Raw genomic sequence first — 24,665 nt, 5'->3', positions numbered from 1 at the left:
CTTGTTACAGGCTCAATATTAATATTTACTTTATTACTTGCTCGACTTTTTTCAAAAGCATTCAAATGATTTTTTTGATACATCTTTCACAGATATATACCCTAAACTTTAAACTTAGACATTTCAGCTTTTAACTTTTCTGCACTTTCTTTTGTTTGTGTAACCTGTTCTAATACTTCATTGGATTTATGACTAATTTCTGAAACTTTATTTGCTATATCTACCGTTCCACTTGCTCCTTCGCTTGTTGCTTCTGCTACCCCATCTATAGTTTTTAAAATATCATTAATCGATGCTAAAAGTTCCTCTGATGTTGAACTAAAGTCCATAACAAGGTCATCTACAAATTTTGCATCTTCACTATACTTTCCTGCTACTTCAATCATATTACTATAGTCTCTCTTTACATCTTTAGACACAAACTCTAAAAGATTATTTGAATTATATGAAAGATCGTTAACAGCTTCTCTAACCTTATTTGTTACTTTCTGTATTTCTGATACAGTATCTTTTGACTGTTCTGCAAGTTTTCTTACCTCGTCTGCAACTACAGAAAATCCACGCCCTGCTTCTCCAGCTCTTGCTGCTTCTATCGCTGCATTTAATGCCAATAGGTTTGTCTGTTCTGTTATCTTCATAATTGAATCAGATAGTACATTAATTTCTTCAACTACTTTTGACTTTTCTAAAGCTTTTTCAAGTCCATCTTTTGTATTTACAAATGTATTATGAGCTGTCCTTTGAGAATTTTCAATATTTTCTTTAGTTTGTTGTGCTCTTTTATTTATTTCTCCCGCTTGAATCGCTCCCTCTTGTGATTTTTCAGCTATTGATTGTACTGCCTTACCTATTTCTTGAGAAGTTGCTGAAGTTTCTTCTGCTGAAGCTGAGGTTTCCTCAATAGTTGCTGAAAGTTCCTGCGTAGTTGCTGAAACATCCTCTATATTTCCATTAAGAATTTTCACTTCATTATTCACTGTGTTAACAACCTCTTCAATTTTATCTGATTCTTCTACAATATTTTTAATTAATGATTTTAAGCTTCCATTTATATTATCTAAAGCTTTTGCCATTGTTCCTATTTCATCTTTTCTCTTTTTCAATTCCACAGGTACTTCACTCGTAAAATCTCCACTTGATAGTATGTCCAAATAGTTAACTGAAATATCTAAAGGTTTAACTATATTTTTTGTGATAATCTTAGACATCAAATATCCTACTATAATAGAAACAGCTATAGATATTAGAAAGATTAATGTTATCTTTTTATAATTCTCATTGTTTAACTCATTAATCTCATCGGCTTCTTTTACAGTATGCAGCGCTAACTCTTTTAAATTTGCTTGAAAATTGTTGGCCACATCTTTAATATCTTCATTCTTTTCTAATGCTTCCTTTTGCTTTCCCTCTAAAGCAAGTTTTAATATCTCTACCCTTCCTTCCCTATATTTTGACAAATCGTTTTCTATAGTTATAATCATATCTTCTTCATACGTATCTAACTCTACTTTTTTATAGTTTTGAAAGTTATCATCAAAAATTTTCATTCTTTTTTCAATGTCCTTCATTTTTTCATTTTGTTTGTCTTTATCATCTGGATATAATATTATGTAATACATATCTGCTTCAATTGCCCTTGCCTGATTTCTATTATCATTTAACCAGTTAATTGCATTTAATTTATTATTATACATTGATTGCATATTATCATTGCTTATTTTTAGTTGAATGTAACCGAAAATACCAACAAATACTGTAAAGATCAATAGTATTGAACTTAATAAGTGTAATTTACTTTTTATTTTGATATTACTTAATTTCAAAATAAAATCACCTCCAAATTGATTTTCGCTATTTTTTATACCATTACTCTCTGCAAAAATATTTTAGTACTGTTTTATTGCCAAATTCGACATAAGAATGTATATTGCTATATTATCATTACATATTCAATATATTTCTTTGTTAAATTATATCCCATAATAAATAAGCATCATATTTGTTTAAAAACTGCTTTAAATCAAATCACCCCTAATCTATCCTATTCCGTAATACAAATAAAAAATGAGCTTATCAAAATTTGACAATAATCTTGCACATTAAACCTATTTTCCCATAATATTCTTTTGTTTATAATTATAACACATTTTTTCTAATTTTATATTAGAATTTAATATAAAACGAAAAAAGCTTAAAGTTAATTATTTTTCACTTTAAACTTTTGATTTATTACATTATTTTAATGTTTAAAATCCAGTCTTTTAACAAAGACTATAAAATATAATTATTACAAAAGGAGGAATTTTTCATGGCTAAAGTTACTGGCGTAGTTAAATGGTTTGATACAGAAAGAGGCTATGGATTTATATCTTGTGACAAAGGAGATGATGTTTTTGTACATCATTCCCAAATTAAAGATAAAGGGCCTGATAAAGATCTGCATGAAGATGAAAGTGTTACCTTCGACATTGAAAGTGGCGAAAAGGGACCTATGGCTACAAATGTTCAAAGATTATAATATAAGATTCTAGATATATGGCTCAAAAGAATTCTATCATTTACTTTGTAGAATTCTTTTGAGACGTTTTCTCTTAATATTTCCATCTACTTAAAATTTTTGTTCTCCCAAAAGAGGACTGTTAACCCACTAGGTCGTAACGTCAAGAGTTAATATTTTTCCTAATTCTTTATGGCCCCTCTAATAAGCATTTCGAAAGTTAAATGTATTATTTGAATCTTAAGATGCTATTACTATTCGATTTCTACCTTGATTTTTAGCTTTATAAAGAGCAACGTCTGCTGATTTAAACGAAGTATCAAAGGATTTAGAGAAATTATCTTTTAATAAAGAAATTCCAAAGCTTGCAGTTATTTGTATTTGGAATTTATCAGTTACAATTACTTTATTCTGAATTTCTTGTCTAATATTTTCAGCTAATACATAAGCTTCATTAATTGAACTTTCAAAAAGAAATATAAGGAATTCTTCACCACCCCAGCGAGTAGCTAAATCTGTAGTTTTTATATGTTTTATTATAATATTACTTATTTCTTTAAGTACCGTATCTCCAACTGAATGACCGAATTTATCATTTACATGTTTAAAATGATCCACATCTATCAAAATAAGAGTTGCGATTTTTTTAGATTTACCAATCATTCTCATTTTTTCAGAGACATGATTACTAAAACTCCAGCGATTTAAGAGTTCTGTCAATGAATCATGACTTGATATGTAGTTCAATTTTGTATTAATCTCTCTTAGAATTATGTTTTGAGCTATTTTCTCATAATTAGAATTATAAACTCCTGTTGAAATTATAATAATTGCTAAAAAGAAAATAAAACCATTTATAATGTTTGTAACTAACAAATTAATATCATTCTGAAATATTACTAGTCCACTTAAATAAGCTAAGAATGGAATAGAATACACAGCTAAATTTAAGGGAGCTCTCAACATTATAATACTACTAAATATAATAAGGTTAGCAATAAATACACTACTTACATTCCCGGGTTTAGCTTGATCTAAAGCACTAATCATAGCCATAGAACTTAAAATTAATATAGTTAAAGTTGGAATTAATAACTTATTCATAATTCTAAATTTATTTTTACTATATTTAGTCAATAGTTTTATAAGAATAATTCCAATAAAAGAAACAATCACATTAAGTGAATGTAAAATAAAATATTTACTATCATTCCAAATTATATATGAAGAATGGTTTATTAAGTAAGGAATATCATTAAATAATATGAATAAAATTTCAACTATTATAAATATAATAAGAATTAACTTCATTCTTTCAAGATTAGTTACATTAATATCATTGATAACAGTAGCCTTTTGATCCTCTGTAAGGCTTAAATCTAGCTTTTTCAAAAAAAATAATTTATTCATGGGATAGTTCTCCTAATAAATTTTAAGATAATTATAAAGTATTTTTCGATATATTTTTATAAATAATTACTTATAATAACATTTTACCACAAAAAATACAAATAGAACATATTAATCCAAGACACATGAGACCATAGTCCAATTTGTGAATCCTCATGTTCTCACATGAAATATGCTTGTATAGATTTTTAATCTATATCTGTTTAATCTGATAATATTCTTCTTATAAAATGGTCTGATTCTTTTATTGATGTGGATGCAGTGCAAAATAAAGCTTAGATTTTCTAAATATAAGAAAATCTAAGCCTATAAATATGATTTTTATAACTCTGTGTACTTCTTGCTGTTACCTTTAGCTTTTTCTACTGGATATTTCTCTTCGTTTTTATCCATTTTGCTATTTATAATTTCCTCTAAATCTACTCCTAATGAATCAGCCATATGTATACAATAAACCATAACATCAGCCAGCTCTTCTAAAACATGTTCTTTATTATAGTTTTCTTCATCCCATAAAAATTCTTCTAGAAGCTCTCCTGCTTCTATGGATATAGCTTTAGATAGATTTGCTGGGGTGTGAAATTGACTCCAGTCTCTGTCATTTCTGAATTTTCTTATTCTATTTATTGTTTCTTTCATATTGTTCACTCTTTCTATGCTTTTCCAGTTTTTATGTTTATTATAGCATATATTACATAAAATGAATTTCATAAAAATCTCTAAATATTATAGAGTCATATTATTTTTTAACCTTTATATTATTTTGTGTTGAACACAGCTCTGAGAAAATAATTCTTATCCCTGCAAAATACCCTTGAGATGTAAAAAATGAAGAAAAGAATAATTGTTGTAGCTGGAATTTTTAAAAATGAAAGCAAAGAAATATTATGTGCTTTATGCTCTCCTGTTATGAATTCACCAAATCTATGGGGGTTCCCAGGTGGTAAAATCCCTAATAACGAAACAAAAAAAGAATCTATTAAATTTAATTATTCCCTTGCCTTTTTTGTTAATTTGTAGTATATTTGCAACATGATGTTTAAAAAATAATTTTTTAAGGAGGTTTAACTATGAATACAATTATATTATTTATTGCTTTTATAAAATTAAATACATGTACTTATTCATCTGTGAAACCTCGCGAAAGAACCGCTATGTGATATCTATGATTAACTTTTAGCGTTTAACTTTTATATTATTTTGCGTTGAACACAGCTCTGAATAGCTGTGTCTTTTTTGCGTTTAAAGGTTTATAAAGTTGCTTCTTTTAACTTAGGGCACATTCAAAACTTATTATTTATCTTCATGCGCCTAATTGAAAACTTTATAAATTTAAAATTTTAAACATCATGCAATATCTAGGCATATCAAACTATCAGATTATTGAAATCATATGCCAAAAAGGAGGAAATTTCATGACCTTATTTAAAAATTACATTGCAAAACAATGGAAATTATTACTTTTGCCTATGTTTGCTATGATAGTTTCCATCTGTGCAGATAGCTCTTATCCTTACTTTCAAAAGATATTTATTGATAATATAATTCTTGGTCATATGGATAATTATTTAATTATATTTTTAATAGTTGTTGTTTCAGTTGCACTAATTCATGGTTTATTTTCTTACTTAAATGAGTATTTGTTCGATAAATTTGCTCTTATAGTGTGTAAAAAATTGAGACAAGATTTATACTCTAAATTTCAGTCTTTTGAATTCTCTTTTTTCGATAATAATAACACTGGTGAATTACTTTCGAGAATTATTGAAGATGTGGATGTAGTATGGGACACTCTATCCTTTGGACTGAGATTGCTATTGGAAGCAATAATACTTTTTTCAGTTTCTGCTTTTATAATGTTTAATATAAATAAAACTTTAACGATTATCTGCTTACTTGTTTTATTACCTGTTGCTTATATTGGAACAATTATGGACAAGAAGTTCTGGACTGTATATTCACAAATTAGTGACCAAACAGCCGAAATAAACTCTATAGTTCAGCAGGATGTTTCTGGTATCAGACTTGTAAAAGCTTTTGCTCGTGAAAAATATGAAATATCAAATTTTTTGAAAGTTAACAAAAAATTCTTTGATTTAAATGTTGAGCAAGCAAAAATAGTTGGGACTTATGGTCCTATAATTGAACTTTTAACAAACGCTGCACCAATTTTAATGATTGTTTATGGTGGTTATTTATGTATTCAAGGAAATTTAAGTTTTGGTAGTTTAGTAGCATTTACTAGTTATATTTTTAATCTTTCTTGGTGTGTAAAGAATTTAGGTTTTTTTATTAACTTACTTTCACAAAATAAGGCTTCTATGAGTAAAATTACTGATATTTTAGATAGAAATTCTGAAATTACTTCCAAGGAAAATGGTTATAACCCTACTGAAGTTAAAGGAGATATTATATTTAAAAATGTAAGCTTTTCTTATAACAATGTTGAAGTACTTCATGATATAAATTTAAATATTCCTCACGGAAGTACTGTTGCAATAATGGGTACCACTGGATGTGGTAAAAGTACATTACTTTCTCTAATAGGCAGGTATTACGATGTGACTAAAGGAGAAATTTTAGTTGATAACGTCAATGTTAAGAACTGGAACTTAGAAACTTTAAGAGCTAATATGTCTGTTGTATTTCAAGATACTTTCTTATTTTCAGATACAATAAAAAACAATATAGACTTTGGAAGTGATAAATCTGAAAGTGCTTTAATTAAAGCTGTTAAAGATAGCGCTGCTTACTCCTTTATTAAAGAAATGCCAGAAGGTTTTGATACCATTATTGGTGAAAGAGGTCTTGGCCTATCAGGAGGACAAAAACAAAGACTTGCTATATCAAGAGCAATATTAAGAAAATCACCTATTTTAATTTTAGATGATTCAACTTCTGCCCTTGATATGGAAACTGAATTTAAAGTTCTTCAAAATCTAAAAAATGATAAGAAAAGAGCAACTACTTTTATAATTGCCCATAGGATATCTGGTGTAAAAGACGCTGATATAATTCTCTTTATGAAAGATGGTCGAATTGTAGAAAAAGGCGATCATTCAAGTTTAGTAAAGGCTAAAGGCTACTATCATAGTGTATATTCTCACCAATTTCAAGATTTTGAAGCACTTACATTGGAGGCGAATTAATATGAATGATATTTTACACGAATCATCTAAGATTCAAATAGTAAAAAGACTATTAACCTATGTTAAACCTTATAAACTGAAAGTTACTCTTGTAATTTTACTTTTACTTATTGTAATGGCTTGTAATTCAGTTACCCCTTATTTAATGAAAATATCTATAGATACTTTTGTTGCAGAAAAAAATGTTAAAGCTTTATTTCTTCTTGGATGTGGGTTAATACTTATGAATGTATTTTCAATGATTTTATCTGGAATCAGAACTATCGCCATGTCTAAGATTACCAATCAAATCTTAGTGGATATTAGACATAGCTTATATACTCATATACAGACTTTAAGCTTTAACTTTTTTGATAATAGACCCGTTGGAAAGATTATTTCAAGAGTTGTTGGAGATGTAAATGCTCTTCAAAATTTATTAAATAATAGCATTGTAAATTTAATTCCTAACGTTTTTACTATTATACTTGTAATTTGTCTAATGCTTATATTAAATCCAATGCTTGCTGGTATTTGCTTAATTACAATGCCTTTATTATTATTTGCAATGTTCTACATTCAGATTAAGGCAGATAATAAATGGAAAATTTTTAGAGAACATCGTTCTTCTTTAATTGGATACACTCATGAATCTTTATCAGGAATGAAGGTAATTCAAGGTTTTAGCAGAAAATACTACGCTAAAGATAAATTTGACAGCCATATTGGAAATCATGCAAAAGGTTTTATGACTGCTGTATTTACTCAAGATTTCTTTTGGCCATTTTTGACTTCCTTCCGTGGTTTAAGTATGGTAATTCTACTCGGCTCTGGATATTTGTTAAGCAAACAAGGAAATTTAAGCTTAGGTACTTTAATGGCATTTTTTATGTACATTGAAATGCTTTGGAGACCTATAATAAATCTCTCTTCATTTTATAATGCCTTTGTTACCAGTATGTCTGCTGGCGAAAGAATTTTTGATATTTTAGATACCAAAAGCGATATTGTAGATGAAGCATCAATTAAGGCTCTCCCTCAAATTAAAGGAGATATTGAATTTGATCATGTTACTTTTTCTTATACTAATGCTGATATTCCAGCACTTAAGAATACTTCATTTAAATTAAAAGCTGGCGAGAAAATAGCTTTAGTTGGTGAAACTGGTGCAGGAAAAACAACCATAACTAATTTAATTAGCAGATTTTATGACCCTACCTTTGGCTGTGTAAAAATTGATGATTTAGATATAAAAGACGTCACTGTTGAAAGCTTAAGAAGCCAAATGGGTATAATGCTTCAAGATTCATTTTTATTTTCAACCTCAATTAAAGAAAATATACGCTATGGTAAATTAACCGCTACAGATGAAGAGATAATACAAGCTGCAAAGGCAGTTAATGCTCATGGGTTTATCGAAAAACTAGAAAAGGGATATGATACTGATGTAAATGAAAGAGGCTCAAGACTATCCCTTGGTCAGAGACAATTAATAGCTTTTGCAAGAGCTTTAATTGCAGATCCAAGAATACTAATACTAGATGAAGCAACTGCAAATATAGATACTGAAACTGAATTATTAGTTCAAGAAGGTATAAAAAAGCTTATGAAAGGAAGAACCTCAATAGTAATAGCTCATAGACTTTCTACAATAAGAGATTGTGATAAAATTTTTGTACTTTCTAAAGGCAGAATAGTTGAGTCAGGTACTCATGATGAGCTCCTTAGAAATCATGGCTATTATTATAAACTGTATTCAGCTCAATACAGCTTCCTAAAGCAGGATGCTTAAAAAACTTCAAGGCATCTAAAAACTGACTAAAAAAAGATAACAAAATAAATAACTTAGCTAACTCATTTAGGAGTTAGCTAAGTTAAAAACATATTAAATTAAGCTCTTTTTTCAATTCCTCCTGATATATCTACCATATAATGCTTTTTAGGTACACATACGCCTGTTGTATTAAACCTTTTAGTCATAGCTTCACTATTCATCTTTAAATAGTATACTGCTCTGCAAAAATTACTAATAACTATTCACTATCTATACAAACGCCACAAATATTTCCTTTCCTTCATAGTGTATTATTTCTTTTTTATACTCTTTATCTTTATTAAAATTGTAAACAACAAGATATCCCTTATCTAACCCTTGAATATCTAGATAGTCTTTAAGCTGATTTAATCTTTTTTTATGTGAAATGATCTTAGTTGCGCTCCGCGCTTTTTTTATCTGGGCATATTTTAAGTTCAATTACGTACTTACTTGAAAGATAACTAACTACTATATCAAGTCTCTTTTCTTCAGAAATCTGTACTTCTTTGAAATCAAACCCTACACCATTTATTATTGGTTTTATAAATGCTAAAAATAGTAATCTACCCTCACGTTCTATAAATTTTGAGTCAATGGAACTGTATTGTTCTTTAATAAACTGCTGAAATCTTAGAAGTATCCTTTCAAAATCTAATCCATTTTCAATTATGAAATTCTCTTTAAAATTATAAGTTGACATATCTGTTTTATTTTCAAGCTTGGAAGAGAAATAATTATAAAGCATTTGCTCAAATATTCTGTTAGATATTTTTACTCTTCCATCTATATTTTTTAAATATCCATATATAACTCCTAAATTAATAAGTGGATTATGAATATTAAAAGTCTTTTCCGTCCCATTGATTATTAAATCAAATATATAGTCTTTAAATTCATTATTATTTTCAATATTTTTTACTAAATCATCAAAAAGTGTATTATTTTCTTGTAGTAATTCCTTTACTGATCTATTAATATTTTCTTCATTCCATAATAATTGATTTTCATCAATTATCTGACAAAGTCTGCTTACTAAAAAAGGGTAACCACTTGTATAAAAATAAATTATTTCTGAAATTTCTTTAATACTAATTGTTACATTTTTATCTTCTGAATATTCTTTTAACATTGTGCTTATCTCATCTGAATTAAAACTCATATCTACATTGAAATTTACTGCTATATTCCAAGGACTATTATATTTTTTTTCGTCATCTTGTCTGATTTTAAGCTTCAAATTCTTAATATCATACACCCCAGCAAGAATTACTGAATAAAAGGTTTTATCTTTACCCTGTTGCCTTAATAAAAATTTATTTCTAAGCATTTCTAAAAAGCTCATAAACAACTGATTATTAGAGCTCTTATCAACTTCATCAATAAACAGTACAATCTCTTTGTCAGCAATTCTACAGAAATTTGTAATAGCTTTTGACACAGCATTTAAATCATTAATATCTTCAGACATTTCATAAAGTTTAGATGAATATTCTTGGTAATTAAACTGGATACTATCTCCGAAGATTTTTAATATTGTTTTAGAAAAAGTTTTTTCTTCCTCAAATATTAAATCTCCTAAACCTTCAAAACTAATACTTAAAACTAAATATTCATCTTTCAATTCTTATTCTAACATATACATTGTAGTAGTTTTTCCATATTGCCTTGGTCTATTTATAACAAAATAATCTCCTCTATAAACCATATTTTTTATTTGAGTTAGCTTATTTGTTATATCAACCATATAATGCAAATGAGGAATGCAAACACCTGTTGTATTAAATCTTCTGTTCAAAATCAACACCTCTTTTCCGTAGTTGTATTCTATTTTTTTCATTGATACCCGAACCACTTATATAGTAGTTATTATACCATATATTAAGAAACTAAAATTTTTTTCATTCTAATCTTCTTAACTTTTTTTATTCTTAAATTGTAAAAAACTTTTATTCAAACCCATATTCCTTTAAAAGAATATTTAATTCATCTATATTACTGATTCCTATACTATCAACTTTTATCTCATCTATGTTTTTAACAAAAGCACTGTGGGTACTTACACTGAAATATCATTTTTTACTGCATTTACTCTTTTATGCATTTCCAATAATCTATAAGATTATCTAATGTAAATTTAGCATTAGCAGGACTAGTTGAAGGTAACTTTATAATATCTCTTTTTATTATTGGATATGTATATTTCATGTAAAGCTTAAAAGCCTTGTCACCATTTGCATATATCTTTTCAATGCTAGCATTATTCAATACAATAGATAGATCTGCTGGTACTACATTCTTAATACTACTGTCACTTGATCCTGTGATTTCACAGCTTTCTATTACGTCCCAGAGCGCAATCCCATTATTTAAAAGCATATCTTTCTTGTCAAAAGTTGTATTAGCTTCATCACAATCAAAAATTCCTGCTATTACTTTCCAAAATCTATTTCTAGCATTGGCATAATAAAATTGAGATTCTCTTGATTGAACTGATGGAAATGTACCAAGTATTAATATCCTTGATTTTCCATCATAAATAGGTTCAAGTATCTGCTTTACTTGTGACATACTATTCCTTCCTTTCATACTTAAAAGAGTTACTATTTATCTTTTTTCATTTTATAGCGGTGAATTTAAGTATCCTATAAATGTTTTTATTAAATTCCCCCTTACTTTAAAAGCTTTTTCTTTATATAACTTTTTAACTCCATTTAGAATCATACAAGTTTTGCCCTCTTAACAGAATTCTGTAATTATCTGATATTTTACTTATGTAAAGTTATATCATATTGGTACATATGAAAAAGCAGTAAATCAAGTTTTTATTAATTTACCGCCTAAAATCATATGCTATTATAGTATACATTATTATACTTTAAATTTTAATTTTTAATATTTCTTCTTTACTGAGTTTTGAATATTTAATTATTTTCTCTATTGGCTCATTATCTTTTAACATTTCTTTTGCTATTTCTAAAGCTTTTTCTTCTCTGCCCTCTTCAATTTTTTCTCTATCTCTTTCCAACAAAGTCATGTAAGCTCTTGATTGTGCTTCGCACTTTTTCACAATGTGCACCTCCATTAAAATATCACTTTTAACTTCCTTCACTCTTCTATGTATATTCTTAACAAGATTTCCTTTAGTATGCTTTACCTTATCATCTGTTGAATCTTCTACATAAGCAAGGAATTCTAGTAGCTCATTACTTAAATCATTCATAATTCCTTTGGAATTTAATATTATTTTCTGAGCTTCATCGTTTAACATTATACTACTATCTTCTAAGCACATATTTTGAAAAGTATATTTATGACGTCCTTTATCAAATAAATCAAATGTGCAGATAAATATAATATAACTTTTTGCTAGTTTTCTATAATCTTCACCTTTACTTATTAGGTCTAAATCAATGTTTCCTTGATAATATTGAAACCTTTTAGTTTAAAGTTTTATTCATCTTTTTACCTTTACCTTTTCTTTAAATTTTAAAAGGAATTGCTTAAAATCAGCAATTCCTTCCAATATAAATCTAGTTAATGAGCATCATTTAGTATTTAATATAATTCTACTTGGGGATATACCATACTTGATTAAATATTGTTTTGTTTTTTCACTATTAACATAAAACACCGCCTCATCACACTCATCAAATGCATCACGTCCTATACTTTCCACACTATCTGGAATTATTATCCTTTTTAAACTAACACACCTTTCAAATGCACTATTTCCAATGCTAGTTACACTATCTGGAATTGTTACATCTGTTAAAAACTCACAATTATAAAATCCTCTATTTCCTATGCTTTTTATCTCAATATCTCCTATTTTTCCTGGTATAACTAATGGAATACCAGTTTTTCCTGGACCCCAAGGGACATTTCTATTAAATTTTACAATTCCGCTAGTTGACTTAAGAATATCAAAATCCCCAGCTTTAATACATTCTATCCCAACTCCATTATCATCTAAATACCAGCCATCTACATCTTGATTCTTTTCCATATATCCAAAAGTACCGAAATAATACCAGTTTCCAGAAATATATCTCCAACCTTTAGCCCATGAATCACCTTCTGAATACCACCAGCCATTAGAATTTTGTTGCCATTCTGCACTTGCACCTATTGGATTTAATAATAATACTGAAGCTACTATTAATACACTAGCTATTACTTTTGTCAATTTTAACTTTTTCATATTCTCCCCCACTTTTTACCACTTCATTTTAAATTAATGTTCTATTATATTTTAACATAATTACCAATAATATTCGACAGTATCATAAAACAGGAGATTTATTTATTTTTTATATCTTCCTTCTAGATTCTAGTATTTTCACTGAATCCTCCGCTAATTCCTTATCAATAGTACTTCTAGGAATTCAAATCTTATCTTCTTAAAAGCTCCTTAATGCACTTCACAGGCCTCTTCAAAAACTCATCTTTAGAAACTCTAATTACATTTTCTCCTATTATACTCATTATATTTTCATCATCAACAATAATTTTCACATCTTCAATATTAAAAGCTTTGATCTTACTTTCATCGTCAATACTATTATCTGTTTCAATGGATATTTCACTATAACGTGTATTTAGCTCCATGAATAGCCTAAATTCATCTTTTGTCTTAATACATAGTTGTGCCACTTTCTTTGAATTATGTAGTAGATACAAAGTTGTATATATAAAGTTTCTAATAGACTGATTTGATATTTCTATTTTATTTTGAAGCTTATACCACGCTTCAATCTCAAACCTATAATATAGACTTTCATCAGCCTTTGGCAGCTCATGTATTTCACTTCTTTTTATTATGTCAATATTCTTAATTTTCCCATACCAAAATATCCCTGCGTCATAACAAACCTAGGTTATTATTCCAGGGGTGAATTTTCCTTCAATGTTTCTAAAACCTAAAAGATCTGTACTATCTGACCAACCAGGTTTTACTGGAAATAAATTAAATCTTTTATCTTCTTCTGTAGCTACAAGAAACTTTAAAAATAACTCTACAATTTTACTTTAACCTGTACCTGATATTTCTTATAAAATTACGAATGGTTTTGTTTTTAGGTGACCTCAACTTAATTTGGGGATAAGAATTTTTAATAAGAATATACCTCTAAAGAAGTAAATACATTTTCATCTATTAATTATGTAAATGTACATACATTATGAATAAACTTCCAGACATTTCATAAATAACATGATCAAAAATGATAAGGTGTTCTCTTTGTCTGGTATACAGTGAAACACACTTTTCAATTTAAACTCAAATTCTAGTTGGAGTTTTTAGTAAAGCACAATCTCATTAGTTAAAAATTTATAATATTCATCAAAATACATTTCTATAAGATCCCATACTTAATGTATATTCACTAATTTCTTTTACTCTGTTGTTCATATAAATTTAAAGTTGTCCTAATTAATGTAAATAAACTAGTTGAATAAAACAAAGCATCTACCCATGAATTAGTATTAGAATCAGTAAATTCACATGCTTTTAATATAAATGTCACAATTATTATTACATAGTATTTAAATAAACAAAATTGCTTGTTTACCATTTCTAATTCTTTATCTAAGATTTTTTTATCTTCTTTCTTAGCACTCTTTTTTTTAAAAAAGAATAAAAATTTGAACATTAAAATAATCACATAATTTATTGTACTAAAAAAAATAAATGTCAAAAAATATCTTAATGTTTTAGTTGACGCAAACCAATATGTTGATAATGTATTTCCAAAAAACTGACCAATTAACAAAATCAAGCATATACTGGTGCTTACTCCTAAAACTGCAAAAGTAATTAAATACATACTATTTTTAAATAACTTATCAAGTCTCAACCCATTAGTAAATAAACTTAGAATTAAAAACACAAGAATTAACGGAAATAATACTATACTATATACAAAATATATAATTGTTTTTTTTAGTTTTTTTCTTGTCGCAATATGTTTTCGAGCATAACGATTTATTTTTATTATATACATACTTGAAACAAACATGAACAATATTAAATAATAAATTATTTTCAAAATAAAATTATTGACTTCTAGATTTCTACCATAAAAATAGTAAATAAATGCCATTCCAATTGAAATTATAGTAAATACAATTCCAATAATTAAATGAAAAATAGAATCAGCATTTTTATCAACTTTTAAGACATCATTGTAATAGCTTTTAATTAATGTAATAAAATTTTTTATTATTTTTTTAATAGGGTTTTCTTTCTTTCCTTGCAACTTCTCACTATTTAAATTTGAGAACTTATTATTAAATTTTCTTTTGCGTTTTTTCTTTTTACTTATGTGTGAATTTCCCATAATAACTCCTTTTCTTATTGTGTGCTTTAGCATATGTTATTACAAAATATACGTTATTTTTCTTTACCATGAAAATTATAACATTTATTACGATCATTTTACAAACATTAGTTCCCATTTTTTTAAAATATCTTTACTTTCCTCTACGTACGTAATATAATGAAAATATAGATTTATACGTACGTAGGAGGAACCATGAAAAGTAACTTTAACTACTCTTTTCCATCTGTAAAAGGGAAACAAGCAAATAGAGATTTTTTTGTGATAATGTGTCCATTATCAATTTTATCAAAATTATTTCTTTTCAATGAAGATGATCTACCTCCAGAACACAGGGCTCAAAGAATTTTAAATAAGGCTAGAATTCCAGAAATGGCATCTTATATACTTAACAACCCTAATGACTATGTTTTTTCATCAGTAACTGCTTCAATAGATGGTGAATTTGATTTTGAACCTATCAATAAGGATCTTGATGAAAAAATTGGAGTTTTAAAGGTTTCTATGGATAGTAGACTGTTAATTAATGACGGTCAACATAGACGCGCTGCTATCGAGGAAGCTATAAAAGCTGACCCTAAGCTTGGAGATGAAACAATTTCAGTTGTTTTATTTATAGATGAAGGATTAAAGCGCAGCCAGCAAATATTTGCTGATTTAAATAAACATGCTGTTAATGTATCTAAATCAATCGGGATTTTGTACGACTCAAGAGACCCTATTGCTATGATTACTAAATCCCTTTTAGAAGAAAACAAACATTTAATGCACTTTACGGATAAAGAAAATCCATCTTTACCAAAGTTCTCACCAAAGCTATTTACTTTGAGCAGCATAAATGAGACAAATAAAAAACTCGTAAGTAAATTAAACTTAAACGACTCGAACACAGCTGTTTTTGTAAATGAATTTTGGAATATTTTATGTAAAAGCATGAAAGAATGGCAATTTGTGTTTAATAAAGAGTTAAGCCCTCATAAATTTAGGAGTGATTACATAAGTTCTAACGGAGTCGTTCTTGAATCTTTAGGACTAGTAGGTAATTATTTATATAAAAATAATCACGAAAACTGGAAACAAATTCTTTCTAATATAAGACAGATAGATTGGCATCGATCTAATTTAGAGGATTGGCAAGATAGAGTCATAGGCCCCAATGGAAGAATTGTTAAGAGTGCTACATATGTAAGATTAACGAATAACTTAATAAAAATGAAATTGAATGTAACTTTAACTAATGACGAATTGAAATTAGAAAAAGACTGCAAAAAGGAAGGCTGAATATGAATACTGAATTACAACTAAAAGTAAATGATATACTAGACGAAATGAAAAAGGTATATAAAAATGACTCAAGACCATGGGTTATTGGGTATAGCGGTGGTAAAGATAGTACCACCGTAGTTCAATTGGTATTTACTATGTTAATGCAATTACCTCCAGAAGAGAGAAGTAAGGACGTCTATGTTGTTTCTTCTGATACCCTTATAGAAAATCCTATTGTTTTAGGTTATTTAAATAAGAATTCTACCCTAATAAATGAAGGTGCAAAAAAAGAAAATATTCCATTATATGCTCATATGGTTCATCCTGAATATGATAATACATATTGGACTAATATAATTGGAAAAGGTCTCCCTACTCCTACATCAATTAGATTTAGATGGTGTACTGAAAAGCTTAAAATTAAACCTTCTAATAAATTTATTGAGGAAAAAGTCAAAGAAAACGGTGAAGTTGTTGTTCTTTTAGGTGTTAGAAAGGCTGAAAGCATTGCTAGAAGTATTAGAATAAAAAATAGAGAAATTGAAGGTTATCTTCTAACTCCTCATGTTACTCTTACTAATACTTACGTATATAATCCAATAGTTGAATTAACTACTGATGATGTGTGGGCAATACTTCTCTCTAACAATGGTTCAAATCCATGGGGTGCTAGTAATAATGAATTATTCACATTATATATGGGTGCTGATGGTGGTGAATGTCCATTTACTACTACAAACGATAAAGACACTCAATCTTGTGGTAATTCAAGAATGGGGTGTTGGATTTGTACTGTTGTAAATAAAGATAAATCTTTGACTGGTTTTATACAAAATGGTGAGACTTGGCTTCAACCTTTACTAGACTTTAGAGAATGGATAATCAGTATTCGTAATAAACACGAATATAGAATGCAATATAGAAGAGATGGCAATCACTACTATAAAAAATTACACTTAGAGAAATTACCTTTATTAAATGACTACACAATAAATCCAGATTATATTTTCCCAAACACTGATGGTGAAGGTTATATAGATTTAAAGAATTGTCAAACTGAAATTGATAACGGTAATTACAGTGAACCTGAAGATAAAGATAAAATTTATTTAGAACTACTTCCACTTTTAAGTGTTAATGATTCTAATGATGTTATGTTAGATAAATCTAAGATTCAAAAAGATGACAAAGGCGAATATATAAATATAATTGGATATGGTCCTTTTAATTTTAAGGCTAGGCAATTAATTCTAGAAAAACTTTTAGAAATACAAAAACTTATTAATGAGGAATTCGATATTGAACTTATCACTAAACAAGAGTTAGAATCTATAGATAGAATTTGGGATGATGAAGAAGATCTAACTCATAGAACTTTAGTTGATTTATATTATAGAATCATGGGCGAAAGACTTCCTTGGGATGATTATAAAAAACCAATGTTTGATAATGAAACTATTGATGAAATATCAAATTTATGTAATAAACATGATATTAACCAGGATTTAATTAACAGACTATTAATTGAAACAAATAAATATAAGCATTTTACAAATAAATCTGTTTTAGATAAATCAATTAATAAAATTCTTAATCAAAGACATTTACACAAAGCAATAGTTGAGGAGATAGAAAATGATAATTAACAGCATAACATTAAAAAACTTTAGATCATATGAAGATGAAATTACTTTCTCCTTTACGCCACATGATAATAAGAATATTGTTTTAATTGGTGGAGAAAATGGAGCTGGTAAATCAACTTTATTTGAAGCAATCAAATTATGTATTTATGGACCTATTACTTATGGATATATTGGTCAAAATTATAATTATCAAACTAAGATCAAAAATAATATAAATGATAATGCATTTAAAAATGAAAATATAGAATGTTTTTTAGGTTTAAATATTTCTTTTAAGGATGGAACTGAAATTAAAGAATACAATTTAAAACGTTCTTGGAAATATGTAAATCAAAAAATAATTGAAGAATTTAATGTTTACTTAGGAGATAAAGAGTTAAATGATGAAGATAAATTGTATTTTGATAAATATTTAAAATCTGTTATTCCTCCATCATTATTTGATTTCTTCTTTTTTGATGGTGAGGAGTTAAGTGATTTCTTTACTGGTAAAAATGCAAATTCTAATTTAAAAGAGTCTATTCTTGAATTATTTAATTATGATACTTTTGATGTATTAAAAAAGCAATTATTAACTCATCAAAGGTCTAAATCAAAATCTAATATAAAAATTGAAGAAGCTCAAAATAATTTTGATTTACTAAACTCTTCTGTTAAAGAAATAAAAACAGAGATTGAAGAACTAGAAAAAAAGGTGCTTTTATATGAAGAGCATTTTGATAATTTGCTAATTAAAAGAAATGGAATTGAAGATAACTTTAGAAATAGTGGTGGACTTTTAGAAGGTGAAAAGGCAGCTTTAAATTCTGAAATAACAAAGCTTGAAGTTGAACGTACTAATACAAACCAAGATATTAAAGATTTTTGCAATGACACTCTTCCTTTTTTGTTAGTTACTGATCTTTTGGAAAAAACAAAAATTCAAATTGAAAAAGAAGATAATTTAACTTCTTATAATTCCATAAAAGAAAAATTATCTGGAAGGATTGTAGAGGAAACTCTTAGCAGTCATCTTAAAAAAGATACAATTGTAAATTCTTATGATGAAATTGCTTTAGATTTATTAGATAATATGTTTAATACTTCTGAACTAAATAACGTAACTATAATGTTGGAATTATCGGCAGAACAAAAAGCTACAATAAATCATACTATTAATACTATTTTATCAAATAAAGATACCTTCTCTAATAGTATTATTTCAAAGCATAAGAGAATCTCTAAAATAGGATATAAATTAAAAAATTTAAGAGATAAATTAACTTCATCTATATCTGATGATATATTAAATAGTTATTTAGAATCTCTTCACTCAATTAACGAAGAAATAAATAGTGTTCAAAATAGCATTGCGGTAAAAAAATCAACTATAGATTCAAAACATGATGAATTGAAAAATAAAGAATATCATCTTACGCGAGCAAGAAATGAGTATACTACTCTACTTCAAAATATGAATGTTTTAGATATGTCATCACAACTTATTGAATATTTAAATGAACTTCTTACTAATTTAACTAAAGATAAAATATCTTTAATTGAAGATGAATTTATAAAAATCTTTAGCACTATAATTAGAAAGGATAACTATGTAAATAGTATTGTTATTGATGATAATTTTAGTACTACTCTTTACATAAATAAGGACTATAATAGTACTGAATTATTAAATGTAATACACAATCTTGGATTTGATGGTATGACAAAGAAGTATGGATTTAAATTCTTAGAAGATTTATTAAAACATTATAATGTAAAAACAAATGACGAGCTTAAAACCAAAATAATTAATGATGTTTTAGGCAATTATATAAATTTAAGCACAAAAGTAAATATTAATGATTTTTCTAATGGTGAAAAACAAATTTATATCCTTTGTTTAATATGGGCAATAATTAAAAGTTCAGGAGTTGAAATACCATTTATAATAGACACTCCTTATGCTCGTATAGATGAAACTCATAGAAATTCATTAACTACTACTTATTTACCAAATATAAGTAAGCAAGTAATAATACTTTCAACTAATAAAGAAATTGATAGTGAATTATATACTGTTGTAAAACCTTATGTATGTGATGAGTATTTACTATTATACAATGCAGACTTACGTAAAACTGAAGTTAAAAATGGATATTTTGAGGTGTAATTATGGGATTTAGATTAAAAACATCAAAGAAGACAAAAGAAATATTTGAAGAAATAGGTAAAAGTTCAAACCTTAAACCTTTTGCTTTAAGTAAAATAGCTGTTTCACTTTCCTTAAAAGATAAAACTTCAATTGAAGACTATAAAAATGATGATATGACTGGACTTGATCTCCAAAGGTCAACAGTTACAGGAGATTTTGATACAATATTTAAAGCTCTTATCGAAGTTAATCTTGGTCGTAATATAAATGATGATGAATATTACCCACATTATATGAAGCTTCATATGGATAGAGGTGCTGAACTCTTATCTCATCAATATAAATATTCAGGTGGAAATTTAGAAGGATTTTTGAAAAAAGCATTAGATAATAAAGGTGGTGCTAATTTATGATATATTTAGATAATAGTGCAACTACGCCTATTGATCCTGAAGTATTAGATGCAATGTTGCCATATTTAAAAGAGGAATATGGCAATCCCTCTAGTAGATATTATACCCTAGCTATAAATGCTAATAATGCAGTTGAAAAAGCCAGACAACAGGTTGCAGCATTAATAAATGCTCAGCCAAAAGAAATAGTATTTACTGGTGGAGCTTCTGAAAGCAATAACTTCATAATAAAAGGTGTAGCTGATTATAAAAAATTCTATGAAGAAAGTGGAAATCATATAATTACATCAACAGTTGAACATAAATCAGTACTTCAAACATGTAGCTTCTTAAATGGTGATGTATTTTGGAATAAATCTGAAAAATCATTAGCAAGCCAATTTTTAAAGAAAAAGTCAACTACTAAAAAGATTGATCGTGGATATGAAGTCTCATTTCTTCCAGTAAATCAATATGCGCAAGTTGAAAATGATACTTTTATAAATTCAATTAAAGATAATACTATACTTGCTTCATTTATATGGGGTAATAATGAAATTGGTTCATTAAATGATATTGAAGACTTATGTTCTATTGCAAAAGAAAAAAATATACTATTTCACTCTGATGCTACACAAATTTTAGGCAAAATTGATATTGATGTAAAAAAACTTCCTGTAGATTTCCTTTCAATGTCAGCCCATAAGATTTACGGCCCTAAAGGTGTTGGTGCAGCTTTTATTAGGCAAAATGGCTTATCTGATTATAAAATAACTTCATTAATTCATGGTGGACTTCAAGAAAGTGGATATAGAGCTGGAACTTCTGCTGTCCATAATATTGTTGGATTCGGTAAGGCTTGTGAAATTGCTAAACGAGATATGAATGAATATATTAAGAAAATATCTGAATTAGAAATTGAAACTAAGAAAATGCTTACTGAAAAATATCCTGGCGTTGAATTTTTGGGTGATCCTGATAATCATATTCCTGGAGTTATTGGAATGCTTATTCCTGGGATTGTTAATGATATGTTTATTAAGGATATGGCTGATAGGTGTGCTATTTCTTCAGGGTCAGCTTGTGGTATTGGCGAGCCTTCTTATGTTATTCAAGAGATTGGAATTACTGATAGAAGTTCTAATTTCATACGACTTACTCCAAATAAAAATATGAACTCTTATGATATTGAAAAAGCGAGAATTTAATTCCCGCTTTTTAATAGTTCATCAATAGTATATAGCTTGCTTTCCTTTACTATCTGTTCTATTTCTTGTTCGTATTTATCATATATACCATCATTTAATTTCTTTGAAAAAATAGTTATTATATTTCCTTTTGAAAATGACTTACAAGATGGTATGCTTTTTATCACAACACTATGTTCATTTAAATGAACTGTATGTGTAATTGCTCCATCAAATAAATATATTTGTTGATAATCATTTTGACCTGAATTAATATATATCTCCTTCCACTTAACTAATACTTCGTCTATTTTACTTGAAATATCTCTTTCCATATGATTGCTATAGAATTTCATTGCTGTTTCATTATTAAAATCAGAAATAATAACTCTAATTTTCACTTTATTCTTTAATGCTTCTGTTAATAAAGCTGCATTATCTCTTGTCCAACTATATCCATATACATGTAAAATATCTATTCGTTTTTTAGCTAATTTAATTATTTTTTCTGGTGTTAACTCTTTCTCATTATTTATATCTATTTTTTTATGCCTAATTTCATTGCATCAATTTCACTATTGAAACCTTCTGAAATGTCTTTTATTAATTCTTCATCTGTAGCATATTTTTTTAGTATGTCTAATAAACAGCTTACAATAATATATGAAGATATTGTTTGTAAAAATATTTTCCAAATGTTATCTACCATATTAAACGTAATAAATAATACTACGCTTCCTGCAATTAAAATTAATAAGCACTTTCTGTACTTGTTAATACTCCTCATATATTTGTTTTTAGTACCCTTCATAATACCTCCAATAACCTAATTTTTTTGACGACATTTAATAATATCCATAAATATTCTAAATGCTATATATAAAGATTAATTGTTTGAATATTCCGTAGATGCAATTTCTTCATTGCTATTCAAGATCTCGTTTTCTTCTAAATAGTCAAGTTTTGCTGTTATTCTAATTAAGTCGTCCTTTATTTTTTCAAGTTCATCTAATGTTGTTTCTTCACTAACTTCTATTTTCTTATTTATAGGATTATATTTCTTAGACTTTATGATTTCATTTAAATTAGAAATTATACTTTTATATTCATTTCTCCACTCAAATACGATCTCTAAATTATTACTTCTTTTGTTATAATCAAATCTAAAAGCCCATTCTCTCCCCCCATCAGTTTTAATATATATATTAACGTTTTTAACAATTCCTAAAATATATTTATCCCGTTTTTTTGAGTACACATTATAAAAAAACCAATAAATTAGATTTTTTGCGGGTGAATTTTCTGATAGCATTTCTAAAAATATTATAAGCTTTTTACCGGTTATGTCAGATTTTATTTGAGCTAACTCTCCCCACTCTGATTCCGTTTCATTTTCAGAAACATTAAGATTACTTACACTTATATAAAGAGATAAATGATATATTTCCTCATTTAATTTCTTACTACTTTTAATATCACGATCCTTAAAATATAATTCAAATAGCGAATATACTTTTTCATATAAGTTTTTATTGCTATTATCTTTATTTATTTCCTCTAAATCCTCTGCTAAGCTATTTTTACTGTTGATAGATGTATTTATATTATTATCCTTAATATTTTTAACAAATTCAGCTAATGCCTCTCCAAATAATTTACCAGAATCTTTTTTTTCATTATCATATATTTCAAAAAAGCGCTCGAATGTTTTTCTTCCTGCTAATTCATATGAAAGTTTTTCTTTGTAAAATTTGGGATACACTTCTCTAATAATACATAAAAATGCTAATAGCTTCGTATTAATCATTAAGTTATTTTTTTCTATATTTTTAAATTTCATAAAAACATAATTTAAAAACGTTAAATTTAATATACGTTTTATACGTCTTGGATTTATATCTGTTGCAATTATTAAATCTGATATAAAATCATCTTTTAAATCTTTCTTAAAGTTTTCAAATATATTCTCTTTAGGATCTAATTTTCTCCCAGGAGTTTTCCTATGTTCTAGTATTGACCAAATATATCTTTTAATAGCTTTACCATCAATTGATGGCATATAAAACGGGATTTGAATAATTTTTTCTAAATATTCTCTTGAAAAATCATTTAAATCAAAATTTACAACATCATTTTTATTTTCTTTACTGAATTTAATAAAACTTTCATATTTATTTGATAACGCACTTTGAAGATAGTTAATATCGCATCCCAAAAAGAATATACAATTGTTAGAGTTAAATATCAACTTAATTGATTCTATAACTTCCATAACTTTATCAACACTACATCTATCTAAATCATCAATAAAAATCACTATCTTTTTGTTTGAAATAAAATCATGATTCAAAATATAACTTATCGATTCTTTTAAAGCAAAATTTTCTGAAATATATTTATTTATAGTATCTTGCTGTTGATCTAAACTAAATTTGTTAAAATCATATTCAGCTTTAATTGGCTTTAGATCTAAAGTTAATTTAAGAGGAGTAAAAATAGCTTTTATAAAATCCAATCCTGATTCATCACCAAAATATCTAACTTTATTTTTAACTTCTTGATATAACTTGGCTACAAAAATAGTAATAAAATTTTGTGTATGTCCATATTCCCATGGATTTATCTCGACTGTATAAAACTTTTTCTCTTTTTCTATCCTACTCTTTATTAAATTCATAAATGTTGTTTTTCCAGATCCCCATTTTCCATGAATTCCAAAGACTAAAGGAGGTGTAATTAAATCATTATTATTAGTTAATATATAGTTAAATGCTTCGATATATGGATTATATCCTAAATAATCTTCTTCGCTAGCTATATCATTAAAAAAATTAGCCATTTTGAATACCTCATT

Annotated in this window: 20 protein-coding genes and 2 pseudogenes; 10 read left to right on the top strand and 12 right to left on the bottom strand. The window is 27.0% G+C overall.

Annotated features, from left to right (window positions below):
* Positions 1-101: 101 nt before the first annotated feature.
* Positions 102-1,823 carry a methyl-accepting chemotaxis protein gene (locus L1S46_RS01820; RefSeq protein WP_238898988.1) on the bottom strand — a complete coding sequence of 574 codons (1,722 nt, stop codon included), beginning with the start codon at positions 1,821-1,823 and terminating at the stop codon, positions 102-104.
* 485 nt (positions 1,824-2,308) lie between these two features.
* On the opposite strand from L1S46_RS01820, the gene L1S46_RS01815 reads away from it, so the two are divergent.
* Positions 2,309-2,518 carry a cold shock domain-containing protein gene (locus tag L1S46_RS01815; RefSeq protein WP_023976494.1) on the top strand — a complete coding sequence of 70 codons (210 nt, stop codon included), beginning with the start codon at positions 2,309-2,311 and terminating at the stop codon, positions 2,516-2,518.
* 219 nt (positions 2,519-2,737) lie between these two features.
* On the opposite strand, the gene L1S46_RS01810 is transcribed toward L1S46_RS01815, so the two are convergent.
* Complete coding sequence (locus L1S46_RS01810; RefSeq protein ID WP_238898987.1) at positions 2,738-3,907, bottom strand: GGDEF domain-containing protein; 1,170 nt, start codon at positions 3,905-3,907, stop codon at positions 2,738-2,740.
* Positions 3,908-4,228: 321 nt separating this feature from the next.
* Complete coding sequence (locus L1S46_RS01805; protein WP_012058997.1) at positions 4,229-4,546, bottom strand: nucleotide pyrophosphohydrolase; 318 nt, start codon at positions 4,544-4,546, stop codon at positions 4,229-4,231.
* A 189-nt stretch (positions 4,547-4,735) separates the two neighbouring features.
* On the opposite strand from L1S46_RS01805, the gene L1S46_RS01800 reads away from it, so the two are divergent.
* The 3 genes from L1S46_RS01800 to L1S46_RS01790 all read left to right on the top strand — a co-directional run bounded on the left by L1S46_RS01800 (position 4,736) and on the right by L1S46_RS01790 (position 8,827).
* On the top strand, positions 4,736-4,927 hold the full coding sequence (locus tag L1S46_RS01800) for a hypothetical protein (RefSeq protein ID WP_207716477.1): 192 nt from the start codon (positions 4,736-4,738) through the stop codon (positions 4,925-4,927).
* A 395-nt stretch (positions 4,928-5,322) separates the two neighbouring features.
* Positions 5,323-7,056, top strand: a complete 1,734-nt coding sequence (locus L1S46_RS01795) for an ABC transporter ATP-binding protein (RefSeq protein ID WP_171788237.1) — start codon at positions 5,323-5,325, stop codon at positions 7,054-7,056.
* 1 nt (position 7,057) lies between these two features.
* Complete coding sequence (locus L1S46_RS01790) at positions 7,058-8,827, top strand: ABC transporter ATP-binding protein (RefSeq protein WP_238898985.1); 1,770 nt, start codon at positions 7,058-7,060, stop codon at positions 8,825-8,827.
* 252 nt (positions 8,828-9,079) lie between these two features.
* Here the strand turns inward: L1S46_RS01790 and L1S46_RS01785 are convergent.
* From L1S46_RS01785 to L1S46_RS01765, 5 genes and pseudogenes are all read right to left on the bottom strand, one after another.
* A pseudogene (locus tag L1S46_RS01785) lies at positions 9,080-10,646 on the bottom strand (AAA family ATPase).
* 290 nt (positions 10,647-10,936) lie between these two features.
* A complete protein-coding gene (locus L1S46_RS01780; protein WP_238898983.1) occupies positions 10,937-11,419 on the bottom strand; it encodes a DNA-deoxyinosine glycosylase in 483 nt (160 codons plus the stop codon).
* A 307-nt stretch (positions 11,420-11,726) separates the two neighbouring features.
* Positions 11,727-12,290, bottom strand: a pseudogene (locus tag L1S46_RS01775) (Rpn family recombination-promoting nuclease/putative transposase); the annotation flags it as partial.
* A gap of 105 nt (positions 12,291-12,395) precedes the next feature.
* Entirely contained in the window at positions 12,396-13,052 is a 657-nt protein-coding gene (locus L1S46_RS01770) for a leucine-rich repeat domain-containing protein (RefSeq protein ID WP_171788234.1), read from the bottom strand.
* A gap of 191 nt (positions 13,053-13,243) precedes the next feature.
* On the bottom strand, positions 13,244-13,504 hold the full coding sequence (locus tag L1S46_RS01765) for a hypothetical protein (RefSeq protein WP_238898980.1): 261 nt from the start codon (positions 13,502-13,504) through the stop codon (positions 13,244-13,246).
* Positions 13,505-13,757: 253 nt separating this feature from the next.
* On the opposite strand from L1S46_RS01765, the gene L1S46_RS26265 reads away from it, so the two are divergent.
* A complete protein-coding gene (locus L1S46_RS26265; RefSeq protein ID WP_275298948.1) occupies positions 13,758-13,883 on the top strand; it encodes a hypothetical protein in 126 nt (41 codons plus the stop codon).
* A gap of 352 nt (positions 13,884-14,235) precedes the next feature.
* Here the strand turns inward: L1S46_RS26265 and L1S46_RS01760 are convergent, their stop codons facing one another.
* Positions 14,236-15,189 (bottom strand): hypothetical protein, encoded by a 954-nt coding sequence (locus tag L1S46_RS01760; protein ID WP_171788232.1) that lies wholly within the window; start codon positions 15,187-15,189, stop codon positions 14,236-14,238.
* Between the two features lie 195 nt (positions 15,190-15,384).
* Between L1S46_RS01760 and dndB the strand changes: the two genes are divergently transcribed.
* From dndB to L1S46_RS01735, 5 genes are read left to right on the top strand one after another with little or no spacing between them, the layout of a single operon-like run.
* Positions 15,385-16,470: a DNA sulfur modification protein DndB gene (dndB, locus tag L1S46_RS01755; protein WP_171788231.1), complete on the top strand. Its 1,086-nt coding sequence runs from the start codon at positions 15,385-15,387 to the stop codon at positions 16,468-16,470.
* 2 nt (positions 16,471-16,472) lie between these two features.
* The gene (gene dndC, locus L1S46_RS01750) at positions 16,473-18,101 is read left to right on the top strand and encodes a DNA phosphorothioation system sulfurtransferase DndC (RefSeq protein WP_171788230.1); all 1,629 of its coding nucleotides are present in this window, start codon (positions 16,473-16,475) and stop codon (positions 18,099-18,101) included.
* Positions 18,091-20,250, top strand: coding sequence for a DNA sulfur modification protein DndD (gene dndD / locus L1S46_RS01745; protein WP_171788229.1), 2,160 nt, complete (start codon positions 18,091-18,093; stop codon positions 20,248-20,250). The genes dndC and dndD overlap by 11 nt, the downstream gene beginning before the upstream one ends.
* Positions 20,251-20,252: 2 nt before the next feature.
* A complete protein-coding gene (locus tag L1S46_RS01740; RefSeq protein ID WP_171788228.1) occupies positions 20,253-20,645 on the top strand; it encodes a DndE family protein in 393 nt (130 codons plus the stop codon).
* Complete coding sequence (locus L1S46_RS01735; protein ID WP_171788227.1) at positions 20,642-21,832, top strand: cysteine desulfurase family protein; 1,191 nt, start codon at positions 20,642-20,644, stop codon at positions 21,830-21,832. Before L1S46_RS01740 ends, L1S46_RS01735 begins: the two co-directional genes overlap by 4 nt.
* Here the strand turns inward: L1S46_RS01735 and L1S46_RS01730 are convergent.
* From L1S46_RS01730 to L1S46_RS01720, 3 genes are all read right to left on the bottom strand, one after another.
* Positions 21,829-22,212 carry a hypothetical protein gene (locus tag L1S46_RS01730; RefSeq protein WP_171788226.1) on the bottom strand — a complete coding sequence of 128 codons (384 nt, stop codon included), beginning with the start codon at positions 22,210-22,212 and terminating at the stop codon, positions 21,829-21,831. The genes L1S46_RS01735 and L1S46_RS01730 overlap by 4 nt on opposite strands.
* A gap of 137 nt (positions 22,213-22,349) precedes the next feature.
* Positions 22,350-22,622 carry a hypothetical protein gene (locus tag L1S46_RS01725; RefSeq protein WP_171788225.1) on the bottom strand — a complete coding sequence of 91 codons (273 nt, stop codon included), beginning with the start codon at positions 22,620-22,622 and terminating at the stop codon, positions 22,350-22,352.
* A 75-nt stretch (positions 22,623-22,697) separates the two neighbouring features.
* Positions 22,698-24,650 carry a P-loop NTPase fold protein gene (locus L1S46_RS01720; RefSeq protein WP_171788224.1) on the bottom strand — a complete coding sequence of 651 codons (1,953 nt, stop codon included), beginning with the start codon at positions 24,648-24,650 and terminating at the stop codon, positions 22,698-22,700.
* Positions 24,651-24,665: the final 15 nt, after the last annotated feature.

It is taken from the genome of Clostridium sp. YIM B02500 (assembly GCF_022324665.1).
Lineage (GTDB): Bacteria > Bacillota > Clostridia > Clostridiales > Clostridiaceae > Clostridium > Clostridium beijerinckii.
The sequence above is the reverse complement of the archived record's forward strand: the minus strand, read 5'-3'. Positions and strand labels throughout refer to the sequence as shown.